The 17,751-nt window shown below is 44.1% G+C and carries 17 protein-coding genes; 1 reads left to right on the plus strand and 16 read right to left on the minus strand.

The features are described 5' to 3' along the window. The first annotated feature begins 27 nt into the window (after window positions 1-27). The gene (locus MTR11_RS11380; RefSeq protein WP_243327560.1) at window positions 28-906 is read left to right on the plus strand and encodes an NAD(P)-dependent oxidoreductase; all 879 of its coding nucleotides are present in this window, start codon (window positions 28-30) and stop codon (window positions 904-906) included. A gap of 166 nt (window positions 907-1,072) precedes the next feature. Here the strand turns inward: MTR11_RS11380 and MTR11_RS11385 are convergent, their stop codons facing one another. From MTR11_RS11385 to MTR11_RS11460, 16 genes are all read right to left on the minus strand, one after another. Further along, on the minus strand, window positions 1,073-2,512 hold the full coding sequence (locus tag MTR11_RS11385; RefSeq protein WP_152813093.1) for a catalase: 1,440 nt from the start codon (window positions 2,510-2,512) through the stop codon (window positions 1,073-1,075). Window positions 2,513-2,801: 289 nt separating this feature from the next. After that, on the minus strand, window positions 2,802-3,419 hold the full coding sequence (locus MTR11_RS11390; protein WP_006742223.1) for a glutathione S-transferase family protein: 618 nt from the start codon (window positions 3,417-3,419) through the stop codon (window positions 2,802-2,804). 15 nt (window positions 3,420-3,434) lie between these two features. Next, window positions 3,435-4,469, minus strand: a complete 1,035-nt coding sequence (locus MTR11_RS11395; RefSeq protein WP_006742222.1) for an NADP-dependent oxidoreductase — start codon at window positions 4,467-4,469, stop codon at window positions 3,435-3,437. 149 nt (window positions 4,470-4,618) lie between these two features. After that, window positions 4,619-5,218 carry a TetR/AcrR family transcriptional regulator gene (locus MTR11_RS11400; RefSeq protein ID WP_006742221.1) on the minus strand — a complete coding sequence of 200 codons (600 nt, stop codon included), beginning with the start codon at window positions 5,216-5,218 and terminating at the stop codon, window positions 4,619-4,621. A gap of 50 nt (window positions 5,219-5,268) precedes the next feature. After that, entirely contained in the window at window positions 5,269-5,589 is a 321-nt protein-coding gene (gene yqfB / locus MTR11_RS11405; RefSeq protein ID WP_005392475.1) for a N(4)-acetylcytidine aminohydrolase, read from the minus strand. 64 nt (window positions 5,590-5,653) lie between these two features. Then, window positions 5,654-6,052 (minus strand): VanZ family protein, encoded by a 399-nt coding sequence (locus MTR11_RS11410; RefSeq protein WP_243327561.1) that lies wholly within the window; start codon window positions 6,050-6,052, stop codon window positions 5,654-5,656. Between the two features lie 2 nt (window positions 6,053-6,054). After that, complete coding sequence (locus tag MTR11_RS11415) at window positions 6,055-7,362, minus strand: oligosaccharide flippase family protein (RefSeq protein WP_243327562.1); 1,308 nt, start codon at window positions 7,360-7,362, stop codon at window positions 6,055-6,057. A gap of 8 nt (window positions 7,363-7,370) precedes the next feature. Then, window positions 7,371-8,402: a glycosyltransferase family 4 protein gene (locus tag MTR11_RS11420; RefSeq protein WP_243327564.1), complete on the minus strand. Its 1,032-nt coding sequence runs from the start codon at window positions 8,400-8,402 to the stop codon at window positions 7,371-7,373. After that, entirely contained in the window at window positions 8,399-9,232 is an 834-nt protein-coding gene (locus tag MTR11_RS11425) for a putative capsular polysaccharide synthesis family protein (protein ID WP_114322830.1), read from the minus strand. The genes MTR11_RS11420 and MTR11_RS11425 overlap by 4 nt, the downstream gene beginning before the upstream one ends. Window positions 9,233-9,247: 15 nt before the next feature. Next, the gene (locus MTR11_RS11430; RefSeq protein WP_243327566.1) at window positions 9,248-10,501 is read right to left on the minus strand and encodes an O-antigen ligase family protein; all 1,254 of its coding nucleotides are present in this window, start codon (window positions 10,499-10,501) and stop codon (window positions 9,248-9,250) included. Next, window positions 10,467-11,519: a glycosyltransferase gene (locus MTR11_RS11435; protein WP_243327567.1), complete on the minus strand. Its 1,053-nt coding sequence runs from the start codon at window positions 11,517-11,519 to the stop codon at window positions 10,467-10,469. Before MTR11_RS11435 ends, MTR11_RS11430 begins: the two co-directional genes overlap by 35 nt. Window positions 11,520-11,521: 2 nt before the next feature. Then, window positions 11,522-12,331, minus strand: coding sequence for a putative capsular polysaccharide synthesis family protein (locus tag MTR11_RS11440; protein WP_243327569.1), 810 nt, complete (start codon window positions 12,329-12,331; stop codon window positions 11,522-11,524). Beyond that, window positions 12,309-14,489 carry a GumC family protein gene (locus tag MTR11_RS11445; protein WP_243327570.1) on the minus strand — a complete coding sequence of 727 codons (2,181 nt, stop codon included), beginning with the start codon at window positions 14,487-14,489 and terminating at the stop codon, window positions 12,309-12,311. The genes MTR11_RS11440 and MTR11_RS11445 overlap by 23 nt, the downstream gene beginning before the upstream one ends. Window positions 14,490-14,504: 15 nt before the next feature. Further along, complete coding sequence (locus tag MTR11_RS11450; RefSeq protein WP_005392485.1) at window positions 14,505-15,038, minus strand: polysaccharide biosynthesis/export family protein; 534 nt, start codon at window positions 15,036-15,038, stop codon at window positions 14,505-14,507. 12 nt (window positions 15,039-15,050) lie between these two features. After that, window positions 15,051-16,256, minus strand: coding sequence for an outer membrane beta-barrel protein (locus tag MTR11_RS11455; protein WP_243327572.1), 1,206 nt, complete (start codon window positions 16,254-16,256; stop codon window positions 15,051-15,053). Between the two features lie 10 nt (window positions 16,257-16,266). Beyond that, on the minus strand, window positions 16,267-17,667 hold the full coding sequence (locus tag MTR11_RS11460) for an undecaprenyl-phosphate glucose phosphotransferase (RefSeq protein WP_005392488.1): 1,401 nt from the start codon (window positions 17,665-17,667) through the stop codon (window positions 16,267-16,269). Window positions 17,668-17,751 lie beyond the last annotated feature (84 nt).

The raw sequence follows: 17,751 nt of genomic DNA on the forward strand, positions 1-17,751 counted from the left end.
AGTCAGGTGAACTAAGGGAAGCGTGCAATGGAAAAACAACGAGTAGCATTTATTGGTTTGGGTGTCATGGGCTACCCAATGGCGGGCTATTTGAGCAAAGCGGGGTATGAAACCAAAGTATACAACCGCACCAAAGCCAAAGCTGATAAATGGGCTGCAGAATACAATGGCATTGCGTGCGAGACACCGCGAGAAGCGGCAGAAGGTTGCGATATCGTATTTACTTGTGTCGGTAATGACGATGACGTGCGCAGCGTTGTATACGGTGAAGAAGGCATTCTAGTCGGTCTAAAAGCAGGCGCGGTACTGGTTGATCACACCACGACTTCTGCTGATTTAGCCGTTGAATTGGCCGATGCTTGTACCAAATATGGCAATCACTTCATTGATGCTCCGGTATCTGGTGGTCAAGCAGGCGCAGAAAACGGTGTACTAACCATCATGTGTGGTGGCGAGCAGGACATTTTTGATCGTGTGTCTCCAGCGATGGACGTATATGCAAAGCAAATGACGCTTCTGGGTGAAAATGGCCAAGGTCAACGTTGTAAGATGGTAAACCAAATCTGTATTGGTGGCGTGCTTCAAGGCTTGAGCGAAGCGTTGTTACTCGCGCAGAAATCCGGTTTGGATATTGAACAAGTAGTTGAAACACTCAAGCACGGTGCTGCAGGGTCATGGCAAATGGAAAACCGCGCCAAGACGATGGCGCAAGATAAGTTTGATTTTGGCTTCGCGATTGATTGGATGCGCAAGGACTTAGGCTTCTGTCTGCAAGAAGCAGAGCGGGTTGGGCTCAACTTACCACTAACTAAAAAAGTGGATGAGCAATACGCTGACCTTCAGCGTGATGGTTTAGGCCGCATGGATACGTCTGTTCTGATTAAAGCCGTCGCTAAGAATCAGTAGTAGATAAACAGTTCTTTGGTATCAAAGAGCTTGAAGAAATTTAAGTTGATCATGATCGTTCCCCTTGAACATTAGTGTGTGATTAACGAACTTTAATGAGGAGGTGCTTTGGGGCACCTCCTTTTTTATGTCTTCTTATCACAGCATTTGCTGGTGCAGTGTCCGTTTACTTGTTTAAGCCTAGCGCAATCTCAAGGCCTTTGCCGTAAGCTTCGTCCGCTTGGTAGGCGTGGTTAACGTGACGTTCTTTGATGAAGTCTGGCACACCATCCATTGCACGAGCGGTGTTGTCGAATAGAGTTTGACGCTGTTCTTCGCTCATAAGACGGAATAGGTCACCCGCTTGGCTGAAGTAGTCTTCGTCTACACGGTGATCGTAATGATCAGCATTGCCGTTGATGCGTAGAGGTGGCTCAGAGTAATCTGGTTGCTCTGCCCATTCTTGTTTGTAGTTTGGCTCGTAACCTAGTGTGGAACCAAAGTTGCCATCAACGCGCATTGCGCCATCGCGGTGGTAGCTGTGTACCGGACAACGAGGCGTGTTAACTGGAATTTGGTGATGGTTTACACCTAGGCGGTAACGCTGCGCGTCTCCGTATGCAAACAGACGGCCTTGCAGCATTTTGTCTGGTGAGAAGCCAATTCCAGGAACGATAGCTGCCGGGTTAAACGCGGATTGCTCAACTTCCGCATAGAAATTTTCTGGGTTACGGTTCAGTTCAAACTCGCCTACTGGGATCAATGGATAATCTTTTTGTGACCATACTTTTGTTAGATCGAACGGGTTAAAGTTCACTTCATCCGCTTCTAGCTCAGGCATGATCTGTACGTACATCTTCCATTTAGGGAAGTCTTGACGCTCAATCGCTTCGTAAAGGTCACGGTGATGGCTTTCGCGGTCTTTACCTACGATCGCTTCTGCTTCTTGGTCAGTCAGGTTTTTGATGCCTTGCTGAGTTTTAAAGTGGAATTTCACCCAGTAACGTTCGTTTTCTGCGTTGATAAAGCTGAATGTGTGGCTACCGAAGCCGTGCATATGACGGTAAGACGCTGGAATACCACGATCACTCATAACGATCGTAACTTGGTGGAATGCTTCTGGTAGTGATGTCCAAAAATCCCAGTTGTTTGTCGAGCTGCGCATGTTGGTGCGTGGATCGCGTTTCACCGCGTGGTTTAGATCTGGAAATTTTAGTGGATCACGGAGGAAGAACACTGGCGTGTTGTTACCAACCAAGTCCCAGTTGCCTTCTTCGGTGTAAAACTTTAGCGCAAAACCACGGATGTCGCGCTCTGCATCTGCGGCACCGCGCTCCCCCGCAACAGTGGTAAAGCGAGCAAATAGTTCGGTCTTTTTACCAATCTCCGAGAAGATCTTCGCGCGAGTGTATTTTGTGATGTCATGAGTCACAGTAAAGGTGCCGTAAGCGCCTGAGCCTTTGGCGTGCATACGACGCTCAGGAATCACTTCACGATCAAAGTGTGCCAGTTTTTCAAGGAACCAAACGTCTTGCAGTAGTTGGGGACCACGAGGACCTGCAGTCATCACATTTTGATTATGGGCGACAGGACAGCCTGCGGCGGTGGTTAATTTCTTATTTGTCATTTTTCTTCCCCTCCAGGGATCAATACCTTAGCAACTGAAGAGAAGATTATTACGGAAAAGCTGGAAGCAAAAACTGATACTGCTTATCAATTCAATAGGTGGTAACGATGATGAAAAGTAACTTAGAATCAAATTCTTAGCTGATTTTTATGATTGGTTTATTAACGTATTGGCGAAAAGGGTAAAAAGAGCACGCTGGCATTTGCATGAATTGCGCTTTGTTGACAAGGCTAACGTCGGAAATCGCCCCTTTGATATCGCTTTATTGAACATCAAAGGGGCGGAATGATTAGGAGTACTTCACTTCAATTTGCTCAGCTTTTTCAAACGCTGGATGCGTTGCGAGTTGTTTTCCATAACGCTCAATATTCGGGAAGTGACCAGCCAAACCGAACTTATGCACGAGCTCGACAATAAATGACATCATGATGTCTGCGCCAGTTAAACGTTCTTCTACTAGGTAAGTTTTGCCTTCTAGCGATTGCTCGAAATAACCCAGAACGTTCATCGCTTCTTTGTCAGCATAGCCTGACAGAAATTGAGTTTCGTTTGGCTCTTTGCTAATAAAGATTTTTAACAACATTGGTAAGATTGCTGAACTTTCAGCAAAGTGCATCCATTGTAGGTACTCAGTGTGCGCCTTCGTCCCACGCTCAGGAGCCAACGCACCATCACTGTACTTCTCAATCAAATATTCGGTCATCGCGCCTGATTCAATGATGAACTCGCCATCATCTTCAAGCAGAGGCGATTTACCGAGCGGATGAACGCTCTTTAGCTCAGGCGGTGCCATGAAGGTCACTTTGTCACGAACATAAGGCACGATTTCGTAATCCACATTTAGCTCTTCAAGTAACCAAATGATGCGCTTTGAGCGAGACTGATTGAGATGGTGAAGTTTAATCATTTATTTATCCCTTCCTTATAATGGGTCGTTAATCTGTACTACAAGCTTGCCGAAGTTCTTACCTTCCAACAGACCGATAAATGCTTCTGGTGCATTCTCCAGTCCTTGTACTAGATGTTCACGGTATTGGATCTTTCCTTCTGCCAACCATTGATTAATATCTTGCGCAAATTCACCGTAACGATGTCCGTAGTCATCAAAAATGATGAAGCCTTGCACCTTGATTCGTTTAGTCAGCAGCTTACCCATTAATAATGGAAGATGGTCGGTACCTTCAGGCAGTTCTGTTGCGTTGTATTGAGAAATCAAACCACAAAGTGGGATACGTGCGCTGGTATTCAGAAGTGGCATTACAGCTTCGAATACTTTGCCACCTACGTTTTCGAAGTAAACATCGATACCTTGGTCACAGGCGTTTTTCAACTGCTCTGCAAAGTCGTCAGCTTTGTGATCGATACATTCATCGAAGCCAAGGACTTCTTTGGCGTAACGGCACTTTTCTTCTCCGCCTGCAATACCAACAACTCGGCAACCTTTGATTTTGCCAATTTGACCAACAGTCGCGCCCACAGGGCCCGTCGCGGCTGCTACCACAATGGTTTCACCTGGTTTTGGCTGACCGATATCGAGCAAGCCCATATACGCGGTAAAGCCTGGCATGCCAGCAACACCTAGAGCGTATGATGGGTTTTGTGGTTCTTTGCCAAGTTTAATCACCATCTCACCAGTTGAGATGGCGTAGTCTTGCCAGCCAACAGTGTATGCAAGAACCCATTCACCCGCTTCATAATCTGGGTGGTTCGATGCTTCTACCTGACAAACTGTGCCAGCGATCATTACGTCATCAACCGCAACAGGATCGGCGTATGACTCGGCATCGCTCATGCGACCGCGCATGTATGGGTCGAGAGATAAGTAAACGGTTCTCAGTAGCATCTCACCATCTTGAGGAGTCGGTTTCGCCACTTCTTCTAGACGAAAGTTTTCTTTTGTTGGTGCACCGTGGGGACGTGACGCGAGTACGATTCTGCGATTTGTTGCGTTAGTCATATTTATCTCACTTATTGATTAGACCGGTCGTCTAGTTTTGATTTCAAAATATCCCGCTCATAGAGCGGGAAGGTGTATTGTGCAATCACAGGAGTTATTACCAAATGCGAAACACATGTAGGGTGTTCATCTTACTTTTACGCTACCTACTATGGGCAAGTTCGCGTGTTTTGCAGTAGATGTTGAGTATAGGTCAGACTTTGCGTTAATGCTGCCTGATCTTGATACAGTTTGTTCAGCAAGCTTGCGCCGTTCCAAAGGTAGTATATCTGCCTTGCCAATAAAGCACTGTCACCATTTGGGATAGAGCCATCTTGAATGCCTACGTCAATGCAATCCGCCATTGCTTGAATGGTTTTGTCTGCACCTTGGCGTAACGCTAGACGCATGGACTCTGAGAGATCGGAGACTTCCGCACTTAACTTGACCAACAAACATTTGTTCGCATTACATACGTCGTCTTCTACTTTGACCATTTCTTCAAAGTAGCTCATTAGGCGTTGGTAGCCATTCAGATCGGTATTGGTAAAGCGTGCGTTTAAACGCTCAAAATACTTAGTAAAGTAGTCTTGAATCATCGCTTCACCAAATTGTTCTTTGGATTTGAAGTAATGATAAAACGAGCCTTTCGGCACCGCGGCCTTTTTTAAAAGCTCTGAAAGGCCAACACTCGTAAACCCTCGGTTTACGATTAACTCGTATCCGACGTCGAGAATATGTTGGCGTGTGTCGTTCGTCTTTGCGTTCATGAAGCGTACTATAGAATGAATTAGACCAGTCGTCTAGTGTTTGTTGTAGGTTATTTGATTAGCTCGTACTCAATCACAAATAGCGTATCGGTGTTTGGGTAGATTTCTCGAATTAACTGCTTGAGTTTTGGTAGTTCGATGGCTTCTTGTTCAGCATGAAACTCATTGATATCTTCAAAGTTGAGTGGTTCTACAGAGCGTATTTTGATGTTGCAGACTTTACGATCCGTCTCTAGGGTAAAAACTTCGACCTCTGTATTTGGAACGTAGTGACTTTCTGATTCATCTCGAATCGTAATCGTTTTTTTGCCTGATGTGATCAACGGGGTTAAGAATTCAAAAAAGGTAATCTTGGTTGGGTGGGATGACATGATGTACTCGTTAGTCTGATTGTTTGGCGTAATTATATACCCAAATAACCTTGAGGTGCTTATTTCAAGAGAACGAGCGAGTGCGCAGGACGCGAATCAACTTGGCACTAAAGTAACCCGAGATAATGCCTATCCAGTTGGTACTGAGATCATCAAAACTAAATGAGCGACTTGGAATAAAAATTTGGCTTATTTCTTCCATTGAAACGATAGCCAACAGCAGTAGCAAAAGGCGGATGCCAAAGACGTCGGCTTTACTGGAACTTACTAAAGAGGGAAAGGTGAAGACCGATAAAAAGCCGATCAATAAACTGAAAGTAAAGTGAAGCGTACTCGATCCACCTAAGTAGGTTTCCATTTTCAGGTAAGTGGCATGGTGTAAGTCAGAGCTTTTCCATAAAGAGAGTGAAGCCGTAACCACCAGAACGAAAACAAAACTCATCCGTGTCAGTATTGAAACCATAATTAACCTATTGGAAAGAAGCCTAAGTAACGTTTTACAAAGTACAGCGCTGCTAGATTCTGGATTGCCATGCCAACTGCTATCGCCCATGCTGCACCAATAACACCGAACGCTTGGCAAAGCGCAATGAGCAAGCAGATAGAGATTGTGCCGGAGGAAATTGTAATGTATTTCATGGTTCTTTCGTGACCGCTCATGAGTAATAAAAATCCTACAGAGCCAGTCGCAACATTGACTAACTGCCCTAAAGACAGGACGACTAACAGTGGCGCAGCAGCAAGAAACTCTTCACCAAAAAACCGCATCACAAACTCTGGGAATAGAGTGCAAATAATCACGGGCACAATGGCTAAACCAACGTTGGCTCGGCAAGCTAAACGGCTCAGGCTTTGCAGTTTGATCATTTGGCGTTCTTTGTAGAGAGAGGCAAACATCGGGGCGACCACAAAGTTAATGGTAATCAGCACAAAGCCAATCAGTAGTGATGTACGTTGAGCTGCAGCTAATAGACCGAGTTCCGCTGTTGAGATAAAAAAGCCCGCAATGACAAGGCTTCCCCATTGAAGGACGTTCGTGAAGATACTGCCAATCCAGACTTGCTTGGCAGAAGCGACCATTTTTTTGTTTGGTACGAAAGCCGATGTCTGATACTGACCTGAACCTAGCCAATTAACACTGGATATTACCGCGACGCTCATACTCGCCAGAAGCAGTGCGGTCATCAGATTGTTGATATTTTGCTGACCGATATAGTCCAAGCCAAAGACAAAAAAGACCATCAACATACTCACGCCAAGCTGTAAAGCAAACAGTGATGACACGACCTTTCTACATGCTTGAAGCACACGACTGTTGGTCTGTGCAAGCACCAAAAACGGTATGCAGAACAAGCCTAAAGTAATCGCATGCATTGGCGATTGGGTCTGGTTTAGCTGTTCAGGAAACAGATTAAATCCTGCCAACAAAACGGCAATGGCTAGCAAGCAAAACGCCATACTTCGATAAAGTGCTGTTTTATAGTTATGGCTTTGTTGAAGTGTCTCTTTGTTGTTAAAGGCGATCGCATTGTAGCGAACTAATGAGACATCAAAACCTAGCTGAGAAACGATCGCGAGTAGTGAGACTAGGTTGAATAAAAAGAAAAATTGACCGGAAGTCGAAGCGTCACTGGCCTTCGATACAATCAGTGTCAGTAAAAAAGCAAATAGCGCACTCAACACACGCGTGATTGCGGTTTTCAATCCAGTAGATAGCAAGCTTTTTTTACCGCTGGGCATCAACAGTAATTTTTGTTGAATAGTGTGAAACATAGAGGTATTTAACCGTAAATATTATTAAGTGCGAGGCGCTGTTTTTCTTCACTGAAGGCGTCGTTTAACGCTGTTGTATATTGGCAAAAATCAATTTCATCATAATGATTGACACAGTGCGCGATCTGCTTGGCCATTTCTTCAGGTGTTAGCGCTAAAAATGGGTAGTTGAGATCTTTGGTCGCGCCGATAGTTCGAATCACCATAGGAAGATGTAATTTGGCTGCTTCTAGAATAGTTAACGGCATCCCTTCCCATGCTGCAGTATGTAAGTAAAGGTCTGAACCCTTCAGCTTTTTAACCACTTCATCACGAGGCAACATGCCAGTCACATCCACATTTTCTGTACGCAATTTTTGTTCGAGTGTGTTGTCACCGCCACCTATCCAAGTGATATCTAATGGGCGGTTAAGCGCATATCGATTAAGGTGTTGCAATGTGTCGATGAGAAATTGCGGATCCTTTTGGGGGGCGACACGACCAAGCACAACAAGTCGCAGCGCTTCTTGTCTGTTTCGCAATAAACGCTCTTCACTTTGATAGGACACGTAGTTATTGAGCAGCTCGGCACGTTTCGCACCAATGCTAATGGCTAGGTCACATTCTCGTTGGCTACAGCCTGCCACCACATCAATTTTGCTTAGTTTTACTTTCTCTAGCGCTTTATAGAGCTGGCGCGCGAATTCGGAGATATCTTCACGTTCGAAAGCATAACAGTGCGGAGTGTAAACCAAGCGCGCCTTGCCAAGTTTTAGAAATCGCCCGAGAAATCCCGCTTTACTCGAGTGCAAATGCACAACGTCAGGCGCAAGTGATGCAATCATGTGGTTTGCATCGCGAACAAATTGAAGTAAGCCGCCTTCCACCCATTTGGTCTGTGTGAAAATATGATGGTTGTTCTCATTGGTTAAGTCGTTTTCTCGAGCTCTGGCTAGCAAGAAATGTTGATAGGGCTCATCTCGAGAGGAGTGAGCATAACTATAGAGGGCTGTTTGAACGCCACCTCCGAAGGCTTCTGTAATATGGAGCACTTTTTTCATGATGATTTTGTTCCTGCTGTCTGCATCCATTTATGCTTGAAAGCATCACGTTCTTGTTCTGAATAAACGTGGCGATATAAGGGAAGATCGTACATATAGAACAGCTTTGAAAAGTCGTAGTGATGCTTAAAGTGCTGGTGGATATTGGAGTACCACTTGTTTTTCGCTTCATTGCTGTTTTTTAGCACGAAGTCTTGCAGCCCGAGAAACTCACCAATTTCTTTATCGAGAGAGCTGAGCTTTTCGCATTTGATTAGCATGACGTTGGCTTGCTCGTTCTTGAATGTGAAGAAAGGTTGAGTGTTGTCCAGTTCTTGACGCATCACATCGATATTGAAGTTACGTTTTAACTCGTTGTCGAACCAGTTCGCAAAATAGTTGAGATTGATATAGTTATCGAAACAATGTTCGAGGTGCTGATACGTGACTGCCATATCTCGGTGAATTGCATCATTCTTTTTGCCTTCGATAAATTGCAAATGGAGGTCTTGAAAGAAACGAGAAAAGACAGTTGCGATTGGATCACGGACCAGTGTGACGATTTTGATCTGTTCGCGTTTTTGTAAGATACGTTTTCGTTGCTTGAGCACTAAGCGATAGAGTGCTCGGTTTTTGAAATCGAAAAATTTACTCACGTCTTTTTTATTGTGATACATGTGAAATTCTTCGTGATCATCAAAGGTGTGGATGTGATAGCTCGGGATATTTCTTTCTCCCAGCGTGTGCTCAATTGACGATGAGCCAACTTTGCCCATTTGGTAAACTAAAACAAAATTGTCAGCTTGGAGTTCTCGGTTCTTTTCAAATTGTCGAGAGATTGAATACTTCATCTATCCTATCCTTGATTATTCAAATTCGTGGTGATGGTTTACCGGAAAAGTATGAGCAATGGTGTTGACCTTTGACTCGCGGCTCATGCTTATCATGACGGGTAATAAGAGTATTAAAATGATGGTGGTATTTACCGCAACGAAGAACACCATGATGAGGGCGTATATCGCGAGTAAGAGGCTTTTCCTGTTGTCATTGAGACTACGGAAGCAAAAGCGAATAAACAGAAAATAACCACCAAATAATAGGGCGATACCGAGCAACCCGTATTCAATTGCGGTATCTAACACAAAGTTGTGGGTGTAGATCGCCAGCTCATCATAGTTAAAGTAACTGATCATAAAGTTGGGTAACATTTTCGCGCCGACACCTAACACCGGGTGTTGAAGTAAAATATCTAGCCCATTGGCAAGTAAAAGCTTTCTATGAAGATTCGATACCCAGCGGGCTTCACTTTGGTTGGCAAATAAGACGTCTTCTTGGGTTATTTCCAATGTGTCCGCTAGCGTTTCAAACCCAACGTAGAGTGTGGTTGTGACGGCAGTAAACACAATGAAGCTTAAGGCTAATAAAATCGTCCACGTGTACGTTTCATTAAGCGATTTTCTCATCAGGTTTTTTACGAGCAGCTGGTCAAAGAAGAAAAGCAGACAAAAACCAAGTAGTGCTTTTCTTTCTTGCGACAACACCAGTAATACCAAAGCAACGAGCATCAAAAGGTGGAAAGCGCGAATTTTATCCCGATAAAGGTATAGTAGTGAGCAAAGTACACCGAACCCGTATTTACTTACCCCGAGTAACTTAAACCCGCTTTGATAGCCTTGAGCAAAGTGCCATAAGGCAACGAGCGTGCAGATCAAAAACAGCAGGTAAGTGAAATAAACCATAACCCTTTCATCATCAAACACGCCATAGGCGTACATTAGGCTAAGCAAGCAGAGAATCGCCAGCCATTGCACGGTTTCTATAACTAGCGGCATTAAGGGGACGCGATTTAGCAGGCCATTTAAGAACACATACCCAGTGAACAATACGAGGAACCCCATACAGGGATGCATGAGTTTTTCAGCTTTTCCTTCCAATACCACTAACGCTGTAAAACCAATGGACAAAAGACTTACGATGTCTGAAGTTGCTAGTGCAACTCCTCCAGCACGAAACTTCATGGGAATAAAGAATAATGCCAGTAGGCATGCCGCAAACCATGATGCTCGCTGGCTCGATGGCGCGGAACTATTTGTTGGCGCAAAGCTGCTGGTAGATTCCATAGTAACCTTCACGAAATTTATCGATGGTGTAGAGAGAGGCCCTATTGACTGAGTATTGACTTGCAGCGTCATACCGCTCAACACTTTCACACAGCTGGAGCACTTTTTGGCTCAGCTCATTTGAGTTACCTACCTGAAATAAATATTCGGCACGTCCGGTGACGTCATCCAAACCGGGTACGTCCGATGATAATACGGGTAAGCCTGCTGCCATGGCCTCAACCGCCGCCAAGCCAAAGCCTTCGACATGCGATGATTGCACGTAAATGTCCATGTCGTTCAAAAACGCTGGAACATCAGAAACTACCCCATGAAAGTGAACACGTTGCGTGACGTTGAGCTTTGTTGCCAACGCTTGCAGTGACGATTTTTTTTCGCCATCTCCAGCAAGATAGAGCTCGTATCGTCTCGGTAAATGGACAAGTGCTTGGATAAGCGTTTCATGATCTTTATGTTGGTGAAGTCGGCCCACCATGCCAATCTTGATGATTGGTTTGTCGATTAGGTGGCTGGCGCACTTCGGCATCATAGGAAACCTTTTTAAATCAACGCCATTGTGCACCACGTGATATTTATGTTGGTAGCGAGGCATGAACTTCACCAGTTCATCTTGTACTTTTTCACTAATACTGACCGTCAAGTCGTGGCCCCAATATAAGACGTACTCCATGAACTTAAACAACGGATAGTCACGTCGACGGTTGTAAGAACAGTGCTCAGTCTGGATTCGTTTTTTACCTACCGCCAATAGCGCTAGATAAATGGAAGGGTAGAGGTGCCCGTGAACGACATGCGGCCAACGTAGCAAACAGTATTTCTCACTCAATGACAAAGTGCGCCAGTTAAAACACTCTATCCCTTGGGCGGATAGCGTTGGTAAGTAATCATTTTCATCACATAAGACCAAAATTTTGATTTCGTATTCAGGCTTATGTTCTAAAACAAGGTCGACTAAGAACTTCTGAGCACCGCCGTTCTGAGAAAGATCATTAATAATATGTAGAATCTTGGTTTTCATGATTAATTGGTCAGATATTGCTGTTTAAGGTCGGTGATTTCTGCATTTGAGAAAAAGTGCTTCGTCAATTTAGAATTCAGCATTTCTTCAACGTACTCGGGTGTAGGTTGAAATTGCGTTTTGAATTCTTTCATTAGTGGCGAGTACCATTTGTTGTCTGACTGATTTTCATAAACAACATCCACGGGGTAACCTAAAAAGCCTTCAACTGCGGAGTTAGCCTGCTTTAGCTTGTCACTTCGAATGACCAACAGTGAAAAGTTATTGTTATGGTATGTCTGATAGCCTACTTCGTGATTAAAAGGTTCGTTAAACACATCAATCCCTGTTAGTTGTTTGATCTCGTTGTCAAACCACTGCAGCGCATATTGATGATTCATGTGCTTATCAAATGCCTCTTGGAGTAATTGCGGTCGTTCGGTACGTATTGCGCTGTCATCTTTTAGATATTTGTCCGCCATCCAAAACGGAAGTGCTTGAAAGAACATTGAAACATTTCGTCCGATCGGTTCACGCACCAGCGAGATAATTCGAACTTTTTTCTTGCGCTTTAACATACGGCTCATCGCTATGCGCTTGAGTCGTCGCTTTAACGCATTGATCTGAGGTTTATGCAATTGCGCCCTTACAGGGGATATCTGTTTTTGCGCATCGACAGTCATAAGATCGTGCAAGTGAATCGAGTTAGGAATGGAATGTTCTAATGCACTCGAACCTACTTTGCCCATTTGATAGATCAATACCGGTTGTTCTTGGCTTTTCAACGTTTGGTACCAAGATGCGTTTGAGTTAGTAGGCATATTTCTGGACATAAAGCGTTTCTCCTTCCTTAGTCTTGGCTTGTGTGATTAAGACGCCAAGAGATGGAACTGAGTGTTGTATTTGTTTAGATAACGCAAGGTTAACCAGTGATGATTTTGTCGACTCAGAGCGAATGACGGTAATCAGACCATTGGCATACTGACCAAGAATAAGTGCATCACTCACTGACAGTAGGGGCGGTGTATCGATAATGATCCGGTCATACTTATTTTGAAAATGTTCGAGCAACTTTTTAAAGCGATCAGAAGCTAGCAGTTCCTGTGGGTTTGGCGGAATTAGGCCTGCTGGTAATACATCTAAGTTGGCTTCTTTTATATGTGTAACACAATCTTTGATTGGCGTATCCATAGTCAGGATATGCGTTAAGCCTGGGCTTGATTCAGCAATACCAAACCGTTTTGCGATGGAAGGTCGGCGTAAATCGCAGTCGATGATCAATACCTTTTCCATTTTTGAAAACGACACCGCCATATTGATACTGGTCGATGTTTTTCCTTCTTCTGGAATAGCAGAGGTAAAGGACAATATCTTTTGCTTCGTGTTGGTTAATCTGAGCAGAAGCGAGGTTCTGACGGAGCGGCAAGCTTCACTAAATAGCTTTTCTTCATCATCTAAATATGCGGTATAACTGACGCCGTTTTTACGCAAATTGCGTTTTTTGACCATAGGAATCACACCTAAACACGTAACACCAAGTTTTTCCTGCACATCGGCTGTGCTTCGGATAACTTCTCGCATCGTTTCTAAGATGATGACTAGAGCGCAAGCAATGGCAAAGCCAAAAAAGGTGGCAATCAGTACCAGTTTGATTCGTTGTGGTGCCACCGGGAATAGAGGGATGATGGCTTTGTCAGTAAATCGTGCAGTGACATTCTTGTAGTCGCTGGTGGCGTTGGTCTCTTTCTCACGATTTAAGAACGCTTCATAGAGTGCCTTATTGGATTCAACCTCGCGTTTTAACTGCTCGTAACGCGCTTTTTGTGACCCTAACGATTGGAAATCGGCCTTTTTGTTATCGAGTTCTGCTCTAAGCATGTCCTCTTGCGCTTTTGCAGCAAGAAGGTCTTGTTGTTTGCTAAAGGAAATGTCACGAATGAGTTGCTGGGTTCTTGCTTGAATTTCAGCAAGCTGCGCTTTCGCCTGAATCATTCGGTCATGCTTGGGGCCGTAGCGCTGTGCCAGCTCAGAGAGATTTTTGGCTGCTTGGGCTTCCGATAATTTTAGGTCGCGGATCTGCGCTTGATTAGCGAATTCATCAATTGACAGCAAGCTGTCTAAACTTTGTGAAGATTTACGTCTTAACAGTTGGATTAACGTCTGTGCTTCAATACGCTTATTAACAGCGACATTCAGCTTGCGAGTGAGTTCTTCTAGCTCATTTGCGTAAATTTCATCAATACCGTTTATATCGATCAACCCTTCTTTTAACAAGAATTCTTGCAGCGCTTGCTCAGAGTTACGTAATCGCTCCTCCAATTTTTGTGAGTTATTTGTCAACCAAGTGGCCGCATTTTGTGTAACGACCAATTTGGCTTCAAAATTTGCGTCAATGTAGGCTTGGCCGACCGCGTTGGCGATTGTTGTAGCAAGCTTAGGATCGGTAGAACGAAAGCGAATTCTGACTAATTGGGTGTTACGTACTGGTTCTATATCGAGTTTACTTCTGAAAGCTTGAAGTGCCTGATAATAGGACTCTGAAAATTGGGCGGTTTCTTTTGGGCTTGGTGCCACATTCAGTAGGTCTTGAACAAAAGGGATCGACTTTATTTGGTCGATCTTTTGATTTAATCCACCTGAGCGTGTGAACTCCGGTAGTTGAGTTAGGTTCAGCTCTCTAATGACCTTATCTGCGATATGATTCGATTTTAAAATAGCGATTTGCGTTTGAAAGTACTCTTTTTTTGTCGTGTCGACGCCATATACTTCCTCGATTGAAAGGGCGCTTTTTTGTTCTTCTTGGATGAGTAGCGTTGCTGTAGCTTGGTATATCGATGCTTTGGAGTAGATATACCAAGTACAAGTTAATGAAAACAGAAGCGTGAAAGCTGCGATGCTTAGCCAATTCTTTTTAATCGCTTTAAAGTGATGACCAAAACGAATCAGTTCTACTTTGTTCATCTGGAGATTATTTGGATGAGTCCCGTTCATTTGATTCCCTGTCACTTAAAAGAAGCTCTGGTCGATAAATACAATGTCACCAGGCTCAACGTTGCGGTGCATACTGACACCCTCTATCGTTTGACCCGTTTTATGTTTGGTGAGGTTAATGCCTTTGCGTGAGGCTCGGTCGGTCAAGCCACCCGCTAAAGCGATGGCCTTCTCTATGGTTAACCCTGGACGGTACTCAAATCCACCTGGTTTCCTGACTTCGCCATTAACGTAAAACAGACGAAAGTTATTGATAGTGACCATCACTTTTGGGTTGATGAGATAATCGCCTTTTAAGCCCGTTTCTATTTCGTACTTGAGTTGTTTCGGTGTTTTTTTGATTGCTTTGATTCGGCCAAGGTAGGGGTAATCAAAATAGCCATCTGACGTTATTAGAATATTTTTAATCGTAAGATCTTCTTCACCATAGACCTGCACGGAAATGGTATCGCCAGTATCGAGTAAGTAATCTTCCTCGTTTGAGTCAGCGTTGACCAAAGTGCTAAATAGCAACAACGCTACACTCATGAATGTGATGAATGCCTTCATTAATAATCCTTTTTACAGAGAAAACTGTGCGCTTAAAGTCCAAATGTTTTGTTCAAAGCTATAACCCGATCGGCTAGAGTTTTTATCTTGGTATTGCCAGTCGGCTTGCAGCTGTACCCAGCGTTTAATTTGATAATCGATACCAAAAGAGAGAGTGTAGCGATCGTCGTTTCTGGTGATCCCCGTATAGTCATCTTGTTGATAAATAGCACCTAAGCGAGTTGCAAGGTAACTATTCCAATCGTGCTTGAGGTTCAGTCGGTAACGAGTTTGTAGGTTGTAATCGCCATCTTGATCTGGGTTAACTGCCGCTTGAGTGGTTTTCACGCTGACTAGAGTTTGTTCTTGAGGCAGCCATTCAAAGCCGATATCCCAACTGAAGCCTTTAAATGTCTCTCGTTGAGCGCTGTCAAAATCTTTGATTTGATAACCGAGTCGAGCGATGCCTTTGGTTTTTCCCGTTACTTCCCATTCGGCACCTGTGTAATAGAAACTGGTGTTGTTATCTTTGGAAGGCTGCGCAGAATTTCGGTGTTGATAGTCGGTTACTAGTTGTTTTGTCCCAACCAACCAATAGGTTCTTGGCGTCGCCCTTAAATAGAATTCCAAGTGTGCATTGGGAGCTCGAAAATCGTTGTATTTCGTTTTAGCGTTTGGGCGCCCAGGTAATCCGTCACGGTAGTTTTGATAGGTTTTATCACTGTAGCCTAAACCGAATTCGAGTCTGCCTTTTGCACCGTTAGAGCCAAAGACATAATTGGTTTTGATATCGTTACGGTTGAACTCAATTGGTGAGTCGATTGCGCTACCATTACCTTCGGTAATGTCTTCCCCTCTAATTTCATGCTGGGCGCGAAAACGATAATCAACCACTAAACGATGACGATGATTGAACTCAAAAAAGTTGGAAAACTGAAAGGTATGATCGTCGAAGTCGTTGCGGTCATCGGATGAAAAACCTGCTTTCAACTTGTACAAAATATCTGCGCGATAGCGATTCCTTTCTATACGTGCTAATAAGCTTGGCTCTATACCCCAAATATTGACCGATTCTACATTGCCGGATTCCTCCGCTTTGTTGATGTTGTCATCGCCCTCGTAGAAAGTTCTTACGAGGGGAATAAACTCAATGCCAGACTCGGTTTGGTAAGCCATCGGTTCTGCGAGTAAGCCAGTTGAAAACAGACTCAATGCTATTGCCATTGTCAGTTTCTTCATAATCTCAACCTTAGTAAGCGTTAGCACCAGTGAACCCTTTGAAAACGGTCATGAAGATGATTTTGATGTCCATCCAAACCGACCAGTGGTGGATGTAATCCAAATCAAATTCGACTCTCTTTTCCATTTTTTCTAAGGTGTCTGTTTCGCCGCGATAGCCATTAATTTGCGCCCAGCCAGTAATGCCCGGTTTTACTTTGTGACGTAGCATGTAGCGGTCAACAATCTGGCGATACTCTTCATTGTGCGCCACGGCGTGAGGGCGTGGACCAACAATAGACATGGTCCCTTGCAGTACATTGATAAATTGAGGCAGTTCGTCCAAAGAGGTGCGACGCAGAAAACCACCAAAAGGCGTAATGCGTGGGTCGTTCTTTGTCGCCTGTTTCACGTGAGGGCCTTGATCCATAGTGGTCATTGAACGGAATTTCCATACTTCAATCTTGCGTCCATCGAGGCCGTAACGATGCTGTTTAAAAATGACCGGACCTTTAGAGGTCAGCTTAATGCCAATCGCAATGGTGAGCAGGACTGGAGATATCAAGGCTAAAATAATGCTCGAAAACAAGATGTCTTCAAACCGTTTTACCCAGGAAGAAATTCCAGCAAATGGCGTATCAAATACGCTGAGCGTTTGAACTTGGCCGATTTGCGCCCAACGAGAATGCAAAAGGTTATAGGTAAAGAAGTCAGGAATCAGATACGTATTTGCGGTGGTGTCTGAGAATTGGTTAAGAAGCGATGCAATACGTTCTTTTGCGTGCATTGGCATTGCGATATAGACGTAATCCACTTCCCCTTTCTTGGCTCGCTCAAGAGCGTGGTCAACTGCCCCTTTAATAGGGTAAGCAGAATTTGGCAATCTGTCGGAAGAACGCTCATCGTAAAAGCCATCAAAAAGTACACCGTGTTCAGTGTGGTTTTGAATTTCGTTAGCAAGGGTAATGCCGTGAGGAGTTTGGCCGATGATTATTGCAGTACGAGTGTTGAATCCTTTTTTTCTTAAATAGGCTAATCCGGTACGGAATGTCACTCGCCATGCCAAAAGTAGAGCGGGCGTAATCGCAAACCACAATGCCAGAATAGTGTTATCAAATAAGTCATAGACTTCCGAAAAATACAGAACAATAAAGATAAGCGCGGAAGTTACTGCCCAGGCCACACAGACAATAATCATCTGCTCTTTAAACGAACTGGTTCGCCAAGAGCGGTACAGATTGCCGCTTTCTGCCATAAATAGAAAGGAGATGCCTCCAACAAAAGCCAGTATGACGTAATCTTTCCCCATCGCAGTATTCATGTCTTTGAACACTAAAAGCAGCATAAAAGAGACGATGACAGCAAGATCTGAGATGCGATATAAAAAAGCGAACTCCATCTCGTGAGAGCGGATAAGTCCTTTTTGTTTCATGACTCAGTTTCCCTTCTTACACGCTACCGCCCTTGGGTGTCTCCCCCAATTGCCGTGTCGTGAGCGTTATTAGTAGTTGGTGAA

This window comes from Vibrio sp. CCB-PB317 (genome assembly GCF_022808245.1).
Taxonomy (GTDB): domain Bacteria; phylum Pseudomonadota; class Gammaproteobacteria; order Enterobacterales; family Vibrionaceae; genus Vibrio; species Vibrio diabolicus.